The sequence below is a fragment of the Njordella aestuarii genome (genome assembly GCF_056494165.1).
Window position 1 is genome coordinate 6,156,971 of sequence record NZ_CM151397.1, and the last position, 16,456, is coordinate 6,173,426.

At 50.1% G+C, this 16,456-nt stretch carries 9 protein-coding genes; 5 read left to right on the forward strand and 4 right to left on the reverse strand.

Annotation, left to right across the window (positions count from 1 at the left end):
* Positions 1-12: 12 nt before the first annotated feature.
* Positions 13-1,689 (reverse strand): FAD-dependent oxidoreductase, encoded by a 1,677-nt coding sequence (locus tag SH451x_RS24070; RefSeq protein ID WP_479359828.1) that lies wholly within the window; start codon positions 1,687-1,689, stop codon positions 13-15.
* A gap of 386 nt (positions 1,690-2,075) precedes the next feature.
* On the opposite strand from SH451x_RS24070, the gene SH451x_RS24075 reads away from it, so the two are divergent.
* From SH451x_RS24075 to SH451x_RS24095, 5 genes are all read left to right on the forward strand, one after another.
* Positions 2,076-2,648, forward strand: a complete 573-nt coding sequence (locus SH451x_RS24075) for a hypothetical protein (RefSeq protein ID WP_479359829.1) — start codon at positions 2,076-2,078, stop codon at positions 2,646-2,648.
* 319 nt (positions 2,649-2,967) lie between these two features.
* Complete coding sequence (locus SH451x_RS24080) at positions 2,968-6,012, forward strand: protein kinase domain-containing protein (RefSeq protein ID WP_479359830.1); 3,045 nt, start codon at positions 2,968-2,970, stop codon at positions 6,010-6,012.
* Between the two features lie 207 nt (positions 6,013-6,219).
* Positions 6,220-7,449, forward strand: a complete 1,230-nt coding sequence (locus tag SH451x_RS24085) for a hypothetical protein (protein WP_479359831.1) — start codon at positions 6,220-6,222, stop codon at positions 7,447-7,449.
* Positions 7,442-7,666: a hypothetical protein gene (locus SH451x_RS24090; protein ID WP_479359833.1), complete on the forward strand. Its 225-nt coding sequence runs from the start codon at positions 7,442-7,444 to the stop codon at positions 7,664-7,666. Before SH451x_RS24085 ends, SH451x_RS24090 begins: the two co-directional genes overlap by 8 nt.
* A 199-nt stretch (positions 7,667-7,865) precedes the next feature.
* Complete coding sequence (locus SH451x_RS24095) at positions 7,866-10,181, forward strand: hypothetical protein (RefSeq protein WP_479359834.1); 2,316 nt, start codon at positions 7,866-7,868, stop codon at positions 10,179-10,181.
* 132 nt (positions 10,182-10,313) lie between these two features.
* Here SH451x_RS24095 and SH451x_RS24100 read toward each other — a convergent pair whose 3' ends face one another.
* The 3 genes from SH451x_RS24100 to SH451x_RS24110 all read right to left on the reverse strand — a co-directional run bounded on the left by SH451x_RS24100 (position 10,314) and on the right by SH451x_RS24110 (position 16,383).
* Positions 10,314-14,615 (reverse strand): neutral/alkaline non-lysosomal ceramidase N-terminal domain-containing protein, encoded by a 4,302-nt coding sequence (locus tag SH451x_RS24100; protein ID WP_479359835.1) that lies wholly within the window; start codon positions 14,613-14,615, stop codon positions 10,314-10,316.
* A 90-nt stretch (positions 14,616-14,705) separates the two neighbouring features.
* Positions 14,706-15,182: a ribose 5-phosphate isomerase B gene (gene rpiB, locus SH451x_RS24105; RefSeq protein WP_479359836.1), complete on the reverse strand. Its 477-nt coding sequence runs from the start codon at positions 15,180-15,182 to the stop codon at positions 14,706-14,708.
* A 10-nt stretch (positions 15,183-15,192) separates the two neighbouring features.
* Positions 15,193-16,383 carry an arsenate reductase/protein-tyrosine-phosphatase family protein gene (locus SH451x_RS24110; RefSeq protein WP_479359837.1) on the reverse strand — a complete coding sequence of 397 codons (1,191 nt, stop codon included), beginning with the start codon at positions 16,381-16,383 and terminating at the stop codon, positions 15,193-15,195.
* Positions 16,384-16,456: the final 73 nt, after the last annotated feature.

Consider the following 16,456-nt stretch of genomic DNA (forward strand, 5'->3'; position numbering starts at 1 on the left):
CGCTCGAAGTCGCTACTTTGCTAACTTTTTTGCAGCGATTGCTCTTGCTCGAATCGTCGACGCACCCGCTAGGTCGTAGACATCTGCAAATCCATTTTGCATCAAGATTCTTGCCGCCACGTAGCTCCTCAACCCCGATGCACAGCTAGTAACCGTGGGACGCGAAGAATCAAGCTCCCCAATCCGCTCCCGTAGCTGATCCAACGGGATAGCGACCGCGTGTGGAGCATCAGCCAAGGCAGCCTTCGATATTTCTTCGCTAGTTCGAACATCAACGACTTGATAAGGCGATAAATCGACGTCAGGATCAAGAAATCGCACGAGCCCATCCATCTGATTGCAGGCCGCGAACGCGACCATGTGTACTGGATCCTTGGCGCTCCCAAAGGGAGGTGCATAGGCGAGATCTAATCCAGCGAGTTGTTGCACAGTCGCGCCAAATGACATTGCAGTAGCAATCACATCAAGCCGCTTATCAACCCCCTCGCCTCCAATCGCTTGAGCGCCGAGAACTTTTCCGGATTTTGGACAGTAAACCAGCTTCAGCGTCATCGGCTGTGCACCAGGATAATATCCAGCATGATTGTTGGCGATCACGATAGTACTGGCTGCTTCAATCCCCAAACGCTGCGCAAGCTTTCGCGTTAAGCCTGTCATGCCTGTTGTGAGCTCAAAGACTCGCACAATGGATGTCCCAAATACCGGTTGAAACTCGGCTGATTTGCCTGTGGCCGCATGCTCTCCTGCTAACCTCCCTGCACGATTGGCTGGACCGGCCAATGGGACGCGCATTTGCTTGCCGGTCGGACCATAAAGATACTCAGCAGCATCGCCAACCGCGTAGATGTCAGGATCGCTCGTCTGCATCACCTTGTTAACACGAATACCCCCAGAATCTCCTATCTCAAGTCCCGCCTGCTTGGCAAGTTCAACATTCGGTCGGACGCCGATCCCGAGTATAAAAAGCTGCGCTTCTATTCGTTCACCGCTCTTGAGTTCCGCTGCAATTGCTTGGTCGCCTTGCGTGACAAACCCAGTCACACTGTCCCCAACGCGCACGTCCACGCCTTTAGATCGCATCGCTTGAACAAGCGGATAAGCCATCTCCGCATCTAACAAAGGTAACGCTTGAGGCATCAACTCTACCAATGACACTTGAATGCCAAGCCCCGCGAGTTGCTCCACCATCTCTAACCCAATGTAGCCTGCCCCTACCACAACCGCCCGTTTTGGCTTGGACTTTGTAACGCGTTCTTTGATGCGATCCGTATCTTCTAAATTTCGAAGCGTAAGCACATTACCTGACTCAACGCCGGGTACAGGAGGCACAATCGGAGAGGCCCCTGGCGCAAGAATCAGCTTGTCATATGACTCGTCGCTTTCCACACCAGCATCTCGATCGATCACTCGGACAACTTTTCGTGCTCGGTCGATCGCGAGGACTTCTGTTCGAACACGTACGTCAAGTTTGAAACGACGACTTAAGAATTCAGGCGTCGCAACCAGCAGTTTGTCTCGATTCGTTATTTCGTCGCCGATGTAATAAGGCAGACCGCAGTTGGCAAAGGAAACATCGTAATCTTTCTCGAAAAGTACGATTTCCGCATGTTCATTCATCCTGCGAGCCCTGGTTGCAGCCGAGGCTCCACCGGCAACGCCACCCACAATTACGATTTTTGGATTCTTCACTTCAGAAACTCCTATAGCAAGCCCGCCTCCGACAAACGTCTCTTTCGCTCATCCTCAGAAACGGTCGAGTTGCTAATTTAGCGTTTTGGCGGGGATACAGAATGCGTGCGACGGTGCGTGCCACTCACTCCGGCGGAGGTTTTTCGCGTCCCATCGTGGTAAGTGGTGTGGGTTGTAAGGTTTTTGAAAGTTAGCGACGCGAATTTTTGTCCCGACGTGCCCAGTTTGGCTCAAGAACGCTTTGATTTTTCGATTGATTCTCAATAAAGTCGAGTTATCTCTGTCGCACCAGATGGCGTCGGGAAAAAGCAAGCTAACAAAATTTTGAAGACAGTCCGACCAATTCGGCCCGTTTTCGGTCACTGATTTAATTGTTTAAGGCTGGAATGAGCAAACACAATTCGCCTACCACGGATGAAGTCAACCAGTTGCTGCGAAACGCACGACTGCGCGACGAATTGGAACCGTTTCTCGACGAAGCGACCGATATGCTGTCGATGCAGCGAGTGCCGCTTGAAATCGAAAACGATTTTCTCGAATCGATGCTGGCTTGGGAACGTGCCCCTGCACTTCCTATCAGCCGTTGGTTTACGCCAGAATTGATTCTCCCAAATCCTGATTCGCTGTCGGTTGAGTCTCTCCACAAGTTCTTATGGGAGGCGATTCAAAAGCTTCACAGCCAACAGATCATCCTGGAGTTCACGGACCACCTAAGCGATCGCGACCTGTACTGCATGATCGCTCGCGATATTCTGCCTAGCTACGAAAAGAAGATCGAAGAAGCGCGAAACTTTTTGCATTGGCACTGCATTGACGAAAGCGAAACGGACCTTTGGCTAACGTACTACGCTACGGACGAGGAGCGCCGTGCATGGTTATTAGAAAACGAAGGAGCCCTACCCGACCGCCAACCGCTCCCTTACCCTCGAAAAATGCCAAGCCGGCCACAAGGCATCTAGTCCAACGCCTTGCCACTCCGAAATGCGTTAAGACATCGCTTGACGCCATTCTTGAACGTGCACAACTCCTAACTATTTAGCGCCGAAACGTCCATTTGGACGACGGCAAACGAATATATCGATACCTTCGCGTAGCAATTGTAATAGCTACGCGAAGGTATCGATATTAATAGACTTAAGTAGGCGGACGGACGGCTGTTGTCGATCGGCAACATGAATCTTTGTTGACTGCCGGTCACTCGTACTCCATTATAAAGCCTTCTCTCGAAAATGGATTGAAGTAACTTTGTATCTTTCAGCCTTAAACTAGGTTACCACCATGTCACCCGACCAAGGCAATCCAGAGCCCAAACCAGGATTTCTTGAGTCCCCGATGGGTGAAATGCTTCAGCAGAGCCTACCGAATTCCCCGCACGAACCAGCGGACAATCTAATTACAACCGAAAAAGATTCGCTAAGTAGTTCCGATGGAGCTAAATCCCGGCTGGTAATGGACGGCGAAACCATCGACCTTTGGAAAGCGACTGGCGAATTTGAATTAGCAAGCGACGACAAGGCGCAATTGATCGATGGTCTAACGGTTGAGTACGCCTCGGATCGACCCGCAACTTCTGAGCGATTATCCAAGCGAGCAGCAGCACCAAGCATTCCTGGGTTTCGAATTATCGAGGAATTGGGTCGCGGTGCTTTTGGAGTTGTCTACAAGGCTGTCGATGAAATGCTACAACGACAGGTCGCCATCAAGGTTCCTCTACTGCAAGATCCCAAGCTTCGAGAATCGTATATTGCAGAGGCTCGAAAAGCGGTGTCGTTGGAACACCCCAACATCGTTCCGATCTACCACGTCGGCATTACAACTGACAACCAACCGTTTGTTGTTCAAAAGCTGATCGACGGACCAAACTTGCGGAAGGTTTTAAACGAAAGTAAGGGCTTGCCCATTCTTGAAACAGTGCGATTAATTCGGGAAATTGCACTCGCGATAGATGCAGCGCATATCGCTGGCATGGTCCACCGGGATCTCAAGCCAGAGAATCTTCTAATTGATGCTCGTGGACAACCATGGGTAGCCGACTTTGGTTTGGCATTGGCAGAAGACGATCAGAACCAGCACAGAGGCGAGATTGCAGGTACTCCGAGTTATATGTCGCCAGAACAACTCATGGGTCGCGCCGATTGGCTAGATGGTCGCAGCGACATTTGGTCGATCGGCGTGATGATGTATGAAATGCTAGTGGGAAAACTTCCGTTTGATGGAAGCACATTCCACTCTTTAAAAGAACAGATTATCGAGCGTGAACCTCGCCCAATCCATCAACGTGTACCGGAAGTGCCTGCCGATCTCGATCATGTCTTTCAGAAGTGTTGCGCAAAGAAGGTCACCGATCGCTTTGCTAGTGGTCGCGATTTAGCTGCCGATCTAGATTTGTTCTTGGCTAATACTCAATTAACAGAGGATTATTCTCCGAGCAGCTTCCGGTCGTTATATACCACCCTCGATAACGCTCGACCGACTAGAAAGCTGGGGCAATCATCGGGAGGAAGATTGGCGTCGACAAAGATTCAGACCCACCGAACGATGATTCATAAGACGATTGAAATATCGTCGCGAGCTGCTTTGCCTGTCGCCCTACTTTTCTGTGGCATTTCGATTTTAGGTGCCGCATTACTTTTCTGGAAAAGCAGACCACTGGCTAATCGAACAAATGAGTCGAGCGAACTAGCATCAACCCAATCATCAAGCGTTCCCGACATAGATGACGTAGATACTGCCCCTACGCTATCAAGCATACCTGTCACGGACGCTTCAATTTCTACTGCGCAGGCAACACCAGCCGAAGCGAACGATGGCGATTTAACCAGTCTCTCGCCTCTCGTTAACGCATCACTGGAACTTCCTGAGACAAGTGATGAACCGACAGCACCAGCGACTCCGACATTGTTGCCAATCGAACGTCCTTTTCGTGTTGCTATTGATGGATCGGGTACACACACGTCGCTGCAAGAAGCGATTGATGACGCCGAGACAGATGAAATCATCTTGATCGCGGCTGGGTCACTTCGCGAATCTGTAAATGTAAATAAAAACGTTGAACTTCGTGGCGAAGCTGCAGCCACCACATCTTTGATTAGCGTTAATCGACCTTGCCTCAGCGTCGCTGCAAATGTCAAGCTTATAGTCAGTGACCTTTCACTGTTCAGCCAGGGGAACGCGACCAACACCATTGAAGTATCTGGAGGAGCGATCAAGCTTCAAAATTGTGAAGTCGTCGCAGCAACATTTGATTGTATAAAACTTTGGGAGAACTCCATTGCTTTGATCATCAATTGCGTTCTGGAAACAGAGGAGCATCCAGCGATACGCGCGGAATCAGGCTGCCAATTAGAAGCTCGTGATTCAACATTTAAATTCACCGGCAATGCTATTCGGCAAAAAGCCGGCATTCAGGCAGTCGATAGTCTGAGCCGCATTTTCAATTGCGATTTTCAAGGTCGTTGCGAAGCCGCGATTCATCTGCGTGACGCGGTAAGCAAAGAATCGCTAGTACAAGACTGTTCATTTGCGGGTGCGACGTCCGGTGTCTACCTAGACAATTGTAAGAAAGTACGGATTGCCGGAAGCTTAAACAACCCAAGCCTATTTGTTGATTGTACGAACCCAATTATTGGTAAGGCATCAAGTGGCCAAATCGAAAATGTCAAATTAACGCTACAGGGCAGCCCACGCGACATTGGTTTACAATTCATCGCAGGTTCGGATTTCAAAATCAGAGACATCTTAGTAAATGGTTATGAGATAGGGGTCGGAAGCTTGACATCGACCTTGGACATCGAAGGAGGGAAAATCGTTCGATGCAATAATGGAGTACTTTCGGATTCTTCAAATTGCACCTTTAATTACATTGACATAATGGAACTGACGGAAGTCGGTTTACTTAGCACAGGGCTTAACAACAATATTGACGCTAGTAATGTCACCGTGTCTGGTGGTGCCGTTGGGATTTGGGCGATGGCTGGACAACATCAACTCGATAGTTTCCGTTTTGAAAATCTAGACACTGCAATTGTGGTTGGCTGCACAGAGAGCATCGTCCAAGAATTCTCGGAATCGTCGATGCTGACTCCGTTTCGTATGAAGTTTCGTCCCAAAGTCGATTTCCAACAGCGACCAAAAGTAGCTTCACAGAGCTTGGCTTTTAAATCTATCGTGACTGCGGTTCGGTTTTTAGGTCCTGGTCAAACTCGTATCCAGAAGGTTGATCCGGAACCCGCAGCAGAACTCAAACTGCTGGACATTTTTGGTGGCCTTCGCGCTAGCAGCGCCGGGCTCGAGAACTTAGATGTCGACGAAATACTAAAGTAGCGCTTTCTAGACGTCAGAAAATGGTCATTCCGAAAGTGTAGTATCAGTAAAACGAATCGAGACCTATTTTTCGTATGCAGTCATAATTCTGGTTGAAATTTGCTTGACGACTGTAAAGGCTACTGTTACCGTCGATGTGCGAGCAAATGCTTTACAAATTGTCTAGTTAGAAATACGGCGCGTACTTCATATGTGAGACTTTTCATCATGTTGCGTGTATTCGGCTGCTTGAGTTTGTTTATTCTTACATGCCCTGCGATGCTGGTTGATGCAGCAGACGAGAACTTGCCTGCAGGGAAGAACGTGGCTGTACAAGGTGAATCAATCGATTTACCGCGAGATCTCACATCTCGGCTGGAAAACGGAAAGCTACGCGTTTCACTCGACACTTTGGGTGTTCCGAGTTTAGTTGACTCCGCCCGCTCAAGCTTAATAGTGCGACTAATTGGCGGAAGCGGAGGTGCTCAACAAACATCATTGAATAGCGAAGGGATTGCGGAATTCGATAATGTCACTCCTGACCAACTACATGCATTGGTGATAAACGGCGCAGGTGCTCATGCTGCTATACCGGTGATGCCGTTGAGTTTCGAATCTGCTGCCGAAAAGGAGGTTTCGTCCGATGCAATCAAGATTCCAGTCCTGCAGGCGTCATCGCAAGAGATCTTAAAAAACATTGCAAGCTACACGCAGTACGGTTCAGCTCGCACGAGCGAAGCAGGCACGCCGTTTGGACCAACACAAGTGAGCACTTCTCGCACTCCAATATATACTGTGAGGCTGACGACGAACGGCGATTTGAATGGTCGCGTGATTGTCCCCGAAACAGAAATTCCTTCCGACTTAAAATTTGCAAACATCACCCTGCTTTTGAACAGTCGTCCCATCGCTCAGACTACCTCAAATGAGATAGACGGTGCGTTTTCTCTAGCAAGTATTTCGCCCGGCATATATGGCTTAATTGCCGCCGGCCCCGCCGGGTATGCTGCTTACTCACTCGAGGTTGTCAGCTCCAATGAAGCAACTGTTTCTCTACCTAGCTCGCCCAATCGGTTGGTAGCAACTCAAGCCCCCGCCGTAGGTTCCCTTGCAATTGTGGTGCTAGTACCGCCAAGCTTGATGGACGAAGTCGCAGAAGCCATCGAAAACGACTATCTAATGCCAACGACTTTCGACAATCAACCTGCAGCTCCAGGCGCTCCAACCGCAGGTCCTCCGGGTTTGCCTGGAGGCGGCTTTCCTGGGGGCGGATTCCCTGGCGGTGGCGGTGCAGGCGGTGGAGGATTCCCTGGCGGAGGAACTGGTGGATTGCTGGGCCGGTTTGGCCCCATTGCAGCGTTGGGGGCTCTCGCTGGAGTTGCTGCCGCCATTGCTGGTGATGATGGAGATGACTTTACTAATCCACCTGTAGTGGCGAGCCCAAATCGCTTTGAGTAGCCGAAAACTGCAGGCGTTGGAAGCACTTATTACTCAGTTCAAGTGCGAGCTTCTCGCTCGCGATTATTTGAAAGTGCATGGGGTCGCCCGCACACCAAAATTTCTAACCTCTATTTTCAGTCTCGATGATGCACTAGCAGACTACGCCGGTTCAGATTCGACAGTGAAGGTCGGCGGTGCACATCACGATACTGCACGTGAGCCTTACGCTATCTAAGCGTCGCATTTCTTGTCAGTCCTGATTTTAAGGGCTTGCCCAATGCGTTCTAATGGAGTCTCCAATTGCATAGAAGCAGTGTAGCTGAAGGTTCGCTTAGCGACTGCTTTCAGCTCAGAAGAGCAGTTTAAATTAGTCACGGTGAACATTACGTGACTTGCCGTTTACTTTTACTCGTATACACAGTCGAGTTCTCAACATGTTGCCATCGCGTCAGATTCGGTTCTTGTTGATATGCATAACATGCAGTTGTGCAACCACTTTCGGCCAGTCGCCAGTTTTTGAAAAGGGTCTGCCAAAATCACTTCAGTTTGCACCACGGGATGCTTCGTTCTACTTCGCTTCGACAAACAATCGTCTGAAGTGGGATCAGTTGGTAAATAACGAAGCATTCGTCGCCTTAGCCGAGTCTGATTTCGGAGCTCGCTTGATCAGCGTCCTTCGAGATAAAGGCATCGACGAACTGAAGAAGGAACTACTGAAGCCGGAAGTAGATAATTTCAGTAGCAATGAGGAACGAAGCGAGGAAGCCGAAATCAACCGAAAGCTGGTTAAGATCATAGAATTCTTCGAAAGCAAGCAAGGACGCCCCCTCTTGGAACTTGGCATCCGAATGTTAGGAACCGAAGTCTTTGTCTTTGGAGATGGTTCTTACAGTGAATCAATGGCAAGCATGCAAGCTGAGCAACGCCGGCTGATGCCGTTAATACTCAAGAGTCCCTCCGCTGCATCCGAAAACCCAAATTTATATAAAGCGATGCAAATCCCCACAACTGTCGCCGGCGCTCGTTTGAAGGACCCAGCAGACCGAGACTTCATACAGTTGCAGCTGACTCGATGGGAACCGATTATCCGGAATGCGATCCGAGAAGCAACATTTCTCACACCCGCCGAACGAGAGTTTCTTGCTAGCCATATTCAACGCCGCAAGTTGAGCGACACCAGCAACCATCTAGTTCTGCAGTTCCCGATTGATGACTATCCGTGGGATGCAGCCATCCAGAGATTCAAAGATATGAATGCCGAATTGGGCATAGCAGATAACGAAGCACCAAGTGCGCTTGAGAGCTTGCAGGCGGCGAAAACTGCGCTTGCTGGGAAAGAGCTTGTTGTGTCCCTAGGCATAATTGGTGAATATGTGATGGCTACTTTGTCCGGCAACGATCAACATTTGCGCAATCCAATCAGTTCGGAACCACTTTACAAAAACGAATCCTTCAAGCCCGTGGTAGCAGCAAAAGACAAAGTTCTTAGCGGCATCGGCTATCAAAGTAGCAAATTAAAACAAGCATCGTCATGGGTAAACAATGTCGAGTTGCTGATCCTCGCTTTGATCAACCTAAGCGATACCGTTGCTGCCCAAAATCAGCTTGATCCTCTCGAGACTGCAGAGACAGACAGGGTAACCCAAGCGGAAATGAAGCAACTGATTGCCGACCTGCAGGAAACATACAATCCTGCAGGCGACAGTTTGGCGTTAGGTTACTTTTTCTCGAATGGCATCGCGAACGTGGAGTATTCATACCGCACGGAGCCCATCCAGATCGAAGGCCAGACATTAGAGTCGTTGAAACATGTTGGTTCTGATCCGGCACTGGTAATCGCTGGAATCAACGACTCTGCAACCAAACGGATGCTTAAGAAATGGCTCCCTCGGTTGCAGCAACTAGGCTTGCGTTATCTTGACGCAACCAAGGAGCAAATCGAGGAAAATGAAGTTCAGGCCAAGGATGATCCGTTGGAGCAGCTTCTTTCAAAAATGTATACCATTACGCTCGACGAGTTTGTTGCTTCACATGGCAAAGAGTCAGCGTTCGTGCTGGACTTCAGCCAGATTCAGTCCCAATGGCATCCAGCCTTACCTCCGTCGCAGGGGCTTCCTTTACCTGCGCCGGCATTGGTCTATGCCGTCAACGATGCTACTTTGTATCGCAATGCGTGGAAGCACTACTACGAGGCGATTAACGCAGCGACCGAAGAAAATGCCGTATCCTTTTTGCCTCCGGGTCAGCCATTGCCACCAACGATTGAGCAACCGTTTCCTGGAGGCACATATCTGCGATTACCGATGGTTGAGATGCTTGGATTGCATCGGTCTTTTCAGCCAGGGGTCGCCATGACACGCGACTGGGCCATATACAGTCTGTTCCCATCTCAGGCAGAGAACCTTGCAACCCCTCAAGCTCCGCGCATGCCGCCGCCTCTTTCCGATTTTAGTCGCCCAATGATTTCGGCAACCTATATCGATCTTTCGCAATGGATCGATGCAGTTCGAGCATGGCACCAGTTTGCAATGAGCACTGCCGGTCCTGAGTTGGGTGGAATGAAGGTTGATGGAGGGAGTGATACGTTTTGGGATAAGAACTTCGGTGACCTAACTTATTTGCAGCTTAACGAGGCTGCAATACACTTAATGGAACTTGCCCGAAGCTTACGAGCCTATAGCAGAGCTACTTATGCAGAGGGCAATGCACTTGTTACTCAAAGTGCGTATTATTTTTCAGGCTCGCCATAATCATCGCGCCGTTTTTCGGTTTAGCGATCAATGGATGACCGGAATCAAACTTCGCGTCCGCTCAAAACATGCAGATGTAACGCACGCGAATTCTGCCCTGTCCTCACCTGATTTAAATAGGCATTACCGAATCTACTTTGCGGGTTTAGCGGCGGCTTGCGATTTCAAATAGCTAAGGATATTGCGTACAGCTGACGGATCCAAAATTGAATGCAAATTATCGGGCATAAATGATACGCCAGAGTCCTTTAGGCCTTCGATATCTGCACGCGAAATAAACTCGCGTTTACCATCGCTAAACATCATGATAAGCCCGCCTGCATTCTCGCTTTGCACCACGCCACTCAACGTTCGACCGTCGGCCAGTTGTACGATATTTGCACGATACTTCGGATCAACGGCTCGGTTTGGATCAAGTATCGATTCGAGCAAACTGTCGTCTTCGTAATTCGACAAGTTGAACAGATTCGCTCCCACCATGTTGCCGTCCGCATCCGCAGAGTGACACGCTGCACAGTTCTTCTCATAGGCGACCCGTCCCAGCTGAATGTCGGACGCGATTGCTGGCGGCATCTCGGCCATGTACCGAGCAATCAACTCTTGCTTATTTGATTGTACCGTTGAGTTAAAGATGCGATCAGCTCGAGTTTGCTTTGATCGCGAACCCGAGCTCCTCAACTGAAATTGCGCCGCTGGCGGAATATCCTTACTAAATATGTCACCTCGCTCCAACGCATCAAGCAAAGTATCAGCCCACTCGCTGCGGCTTGTTAAAGCAATGACACATGCGTTACGAACTTCAGGACTTATACTTCCCAACCGCTCGAGAATAGCCTTCGAAAGGTCGCGTCCACCACATTGAGCCATCGCAGACAGCGCATCTAATTGCAGCTGTATTGAGTTTCTTACATCCAATACGCTCAACAGCGCTTGCTTCGATTCATCTGCGCGGAGATTCACCGCACGAATGATTTTAATTGCCCTCAACCGTTCCGCTTCCGAACTTTGATCATCATCTAACACTCGAGTTGCAGCAGAGGAATACGCTAGTGTAAGTTCTGCTAGAAGGTTAGCATCCGACAGCGCAAGAGGTTTGTCAGCATGCACGCTCAATAAAGAAAGTAAAAGCGAGTCGCGATCGGCGGCGTTCGTAACTCGCGTCAAGTATTCGGGTGTGAAGACCTTTTCAGATTGTTGCCAGTAACGCCACAGAATTTGGTAGATCTGCTGACGATGAGCCTGCTCGACTTCACCTTCAATCGTCGTTGCTTCTAAGTCGTTCTCGATCGACGCTTCCAGCATTGTTTCCCAATGCTTTGCGGCCGCAATTTTTATCCCTTCTAGGACCCATCGATCCGTGTTAGATTTATTCGCGCACGCCAGCAATCGCGAACCACTTTTCTTCGAGTCAGCTCCACCCAATGCAAGTACAGCTGCCAGCACGATCGAAGAATCTTCATGTTCAAGTAGTTCGATGAGCCGCGATTCAACCTGAACGTTGTTGACATGGAGTCCTGCAAGCCGCGTCGCATGGAGAATCAAACCCGAATCAGGCTGCTCCAGCGCTGCAAAAAGATCTTGAGCGTCCAATGCGTTACTAACTTGTAAAATCGATAACGCATGCACCTTCGCAATTGGATTCCCGTTTGCAAGCAGATTCTTCATATCTGCTGCCAATGATCTATCCGACCTTTGTAGGAGCTCCTGCTGCACCATATCGCGGAGAGTTCCATTTTGATGACCTAGCAATTCTACGAGACCATCATGCTCCAACTTTCGAATCGATTTCCACGTAGCTGTGGCGGTGGCTGAAGAAGTCGCGCGTTTGATGATGCGATAAATCCGTCCTCGATCGTCACCTGCCCGCACATCCAGACGCTGCTGCCAAGCCTGAGGAATCCATTCGGGATGTTCGATGACTTGCCGATACATATCGACAATCCACAAACCATCATCAGGCCCAACCAAAGCATGCACAGGACGAAACCAAGGATCAGTCGAGCGTAAAAGTTCGCTCTGTGCGAAAACATCTGGTCGAATCGCCTGAAATGACGCACCGTTTGGAATCAGCTTCGAGAGATGGACAAGATTATGGACCGGCTCACAAACGATGACCGCCCCCCGCAACTCTTCTCCGAGACCGTCGCTGCGAAGAATGATGGAACTGCAAGCAGACGTAAATCGATTTGCTGCGAATAAATCGTTGAAGCGATCATGCACCTGAGATAGCGGAAAAACAGGCGGGGCATGCGCGGGACTGAAAACTTGCTGCGGCGTTAAGTCGACCGGCAGCGTGTCCGATGCTTCGGCAAAACGTCGATCGATTACGTACTGAAAGAGAGGTAGACTATTTTCGCTTCCGAACCAGTTCCCCCAGTCGTCACGGCTGCGAATGTATTGCGAGCGCCCAGAGACTACTCGCACTTCACCAGAATCTGGCCAAAGTTGAAGGTCGCCTCCATTTGCATCTATCGATTCATTCTTGCTCGTCACCGTAACCTTTTCCAAGTTGTCACCGGCAGCACAATGCAGAGAATGATCAAGGCCGTAGGTAAAGCCGTTGATGCGATGCTGTGGATTGGAGAGTGGAATGTCATCCACCAGCGTTCGAATCTCGTCACATCTGCCATCCGAATCGCGATCGCACGCAAAGATGATTTGCGGCGCCGCCGTGATTAAGACGCCATCCCGCCAGGGATAAACTCCTGTCGGAAAAGCGATTCCTTCTAGAAATATTTCAGCTCGATCCATCACGCCATCAGCGTCGTCGTCATACAGAGCCTTAATGCAGCCGCTTCCGCGCATTGACTCTGGCAGCAAATCATTCGTAGTTCGGCTGTCATTCTCAGATCCAGAGGGATAATCCCCCATTTCAACAACCCACAGTTTTCCATCCGGTCCGAACGCTATATTGATAGGATCCCTGACCAGCGGTTCAGAAGCCACCAACCTCACCTCCCACTCCGGTGCAATACTGAAAGACTCGAGCGCATCTTTTGGCACCAATGGACCTGCTTGTGATTTTTGTTTGACGAGTGCCAAAATCTTTTCGACTAAAAGATCTTCGCTGCCCGCGGCCCACGGGCCTGGCAAGCCATAAAAAACGGCGGAGCGATCAAATTCATAGCCCCCTTCATTGCGAATCCTCTCGCTGGCGATGTACCCCAACACATCATTGGCATAAGCAGTGACCCACAAGTCTTCGTTCTTGAGCTCTTGCCGAAGCCTCAATGCATAATCGACGACCACTTCGCCACCAATGAAGATCATCTGCAATCCTCCAAGCCGCCACGATTGAATTGGCACTGGGTACGTTGCAGGTAGTCGACCTTCATCTCGATAGGTCTTGTCCAGCCTTTCGGCTAAACGACGCGTTGGCTGATCGGCAGCTTCTAAATTGTTGCGAACTTCTTCAATAGTCGGCAGTTCGAAGGCCAGCGCCGCATAGTCGAACTTGGAGTCGAGCGAGGGCGCAAGGTCGACCAGATTTCGGTCTGACGAAAGATCAGAGACAATCGTTTTCGCCAGATTTTCGCCATGCTGACGCGCTAATGCAAGATTGCCTCGTGGCTCTGGATTTTGGTCTGCTCCACAACCAATAGTGCATAAAGCAACACAACCTTCGAACGCTTTCTCAAGCTCCAACGACGCAAATCCGGCCCAATCACCACTCACCGCATAGTGATCTCCTGTGAGAGTCGTACAGTGACATGCATAATTGTAAACGACAGCCAACTTGTCGCCATTCTCTTTTTCCACGACCAAAAACGGAAGAGAATGATCCACGGGTCCATCTGCTTGTACTCCAAAGCCGGTCCAACGTGCTTCGTTTACAACACGTCGGTTCGCTGCAAACCCAACCTCGTTTTTTCCGTATCGAATTTTGGCCGTGTTAAGGTTGTCGAGAGCCATGCCTGTAGCCATTACGACTTTTTCAATTAGATTTTCACGATAACGGACACCTGCAGCAATTTCTTGATCTGACATGGGAACGGCAAAGATATTAGATAGTTCACTGACAAGATCCGGAGCCGTATGCGAATGAGTATTGCACAGGACAAACCGCTCTCGCGTAATCCCATGTTTAACACTCACAGCTTTAGCAATCGCTTCCGTTTGATCTCCTGGCAAACCGATGGTGTCAACAGAAACAATCAAGTGAACTGGGCCTAGGCTGTCTTTCAAGGCGAGACAACGCACGAAAAGCGGCGAATCAATACCTTCGCTCGAACGATTTCGGTTGCCATAGCCGGCCAACCGCACGGGCTCAACCGGCGTTATTTCTACTTTCGCAACACCAGCAGACCAAGTAGCCCCAGAATCAGCCGCGCCGCAGTTCTGGCCCGAGAAAAGCCCACAGATCCCAGCGATCAAGACGAACCCACGGAGAAAAACACCACGGCGACAAATGCAGTCTCTTTGAGACTTTACCATGTTTGCAACTCCTGCAAGAATACGCGACGTACGACATTCGAATATCGCAGTATATCACGTAGCCCGCAGGACTTCAGAAGCTACAACCGATCAACTGTCAGTTGACTTGTGAGTCGCGCTGTTCAGAATCTGCTCTTCGATCGAGCCGATTTTGTCGATTCGCCGCTTGTGCCGACCACCCTCGAATTCGGTTGCAAGCCAGATTCGCACCAAGTCGACGACTGGACGGTCGCCAATCAAATCGCCAGGCAGGCACAGTATGTTGACGTCGTTGTGGCGACGGCACATTTCCGCCATAACCTCGTCACAGCACGAGGCAGCGCGAACCCCCTGCAGCTTGTTGGCAACGATTGCCATCCCGATTCCGTTACCGCAAATCAGAATTCCTCGTTCCGCACGGCCCATGGCTACTTCTTGAGCAACCTCAAGCGCAAAATCAGGGTAGTCAACGGCCTGATCGCTTTGAGTGCCGAAGTCAATAGCCTCGTGACCGTCGCCTTGAAGCAACGTCACTAGCTTGTTCTTTACTTGATAGCCACGGTGGTCGCTACCTAACGCAACACGCATTAACTTCCTCTTAACTCTCAATCCAGCTGGGCAACGGAGAAGACATCAATCGGTCTATCCATTTATCCAGGTACACGTCCAACTTCTCTGCACAATCGCGATACAGTTGGACAGGACCTCCAAAAGGATCACTTAAATCTTCGTCACTCCCACTAATTAAGTGGGTTTTGCCGACCATTTCTGGCCAACGCGATATTATCGCCTGAAGGTGGCTTCGCGTCATCGCCAAAATTATGTCTGCTGACTCTATTTCTTTTTGCGTTACCGCACAACTTTGATGCGATGACAAATCAAGTCGTCGTTCCGACATGGCAGCGATCGCTTGGGGCGATGCTGGCCCGCCGCCAGAAGCGATTCCGGCGGACAACGCAACGATTGGGATAAAATTTCCTGTGGATTTCAGTTCTTTACTGCTGAGAACGCTCGAAAGTTCACGCATTTTTTGACCAATTTTGTACTCCAAAAGCTTCTCGGCCATCGGAGAGCGGCAAGTATTTCCAGTACAAACCAGAAGCACAACCAAACGACTGACACTCTGTAGCTCAACCATGGATGAAACTCCACTGCGGACGATTTGGCATTGGTTGTCCTGTATATTGAGGACTGTCGACTGGCCTTGATACTTCGTCGCCCCCCCGTCAATCACCATAGCCACCGCGTCCGAATCAACCATCTCCGCAGTGATTGCGAGAGATCCATCGCGAGTGAAAAGTGGCAAAGCGAGCAAGGGACCAGCAGAAAGCCGACTTATTTCATTGATTGCTGAATGAGCAGGCATACACAACGACAGCAAACCAGTTTTTGTACATACTAGCTCCCGAACCCCTTCGGAAAGCCGTACTGCCAGCGAGTCAGGGTGGTCTCCGGGCAACAACAGCTGCAGTGGACCAGGCCAAACCCGCGCCGCTAGCCGCATTGCAGTGGAACAGCATGAAGGACTGTAGTCACATATTTCGCGAGGCCCGCGCACCACTAGTGATGCTGGCGGCGTCACGGAATCCTTGAGCGTCGGCGAGGCAGCATTGCGCTTTAGCAGACTGTTCAGACGAGCGACTGCGTTTTCATCAATTGCGCTGGCAACGGCGTAATAGCAAGTGCAAGTCGGCAAGGCTATCAGATGCCCTTCAGCCAACGCTTGAACGCTTAGATGCACAAAGTCCCGCACATCCTCAGACTTTTTCCAATCAAGAACCTTCGCCATCAACCAAACTTTTGAGCGAATTGATAACTGCTAATCTGCCCCGCGGACCGCGTTTAAACCGCGTGTTGCGTAG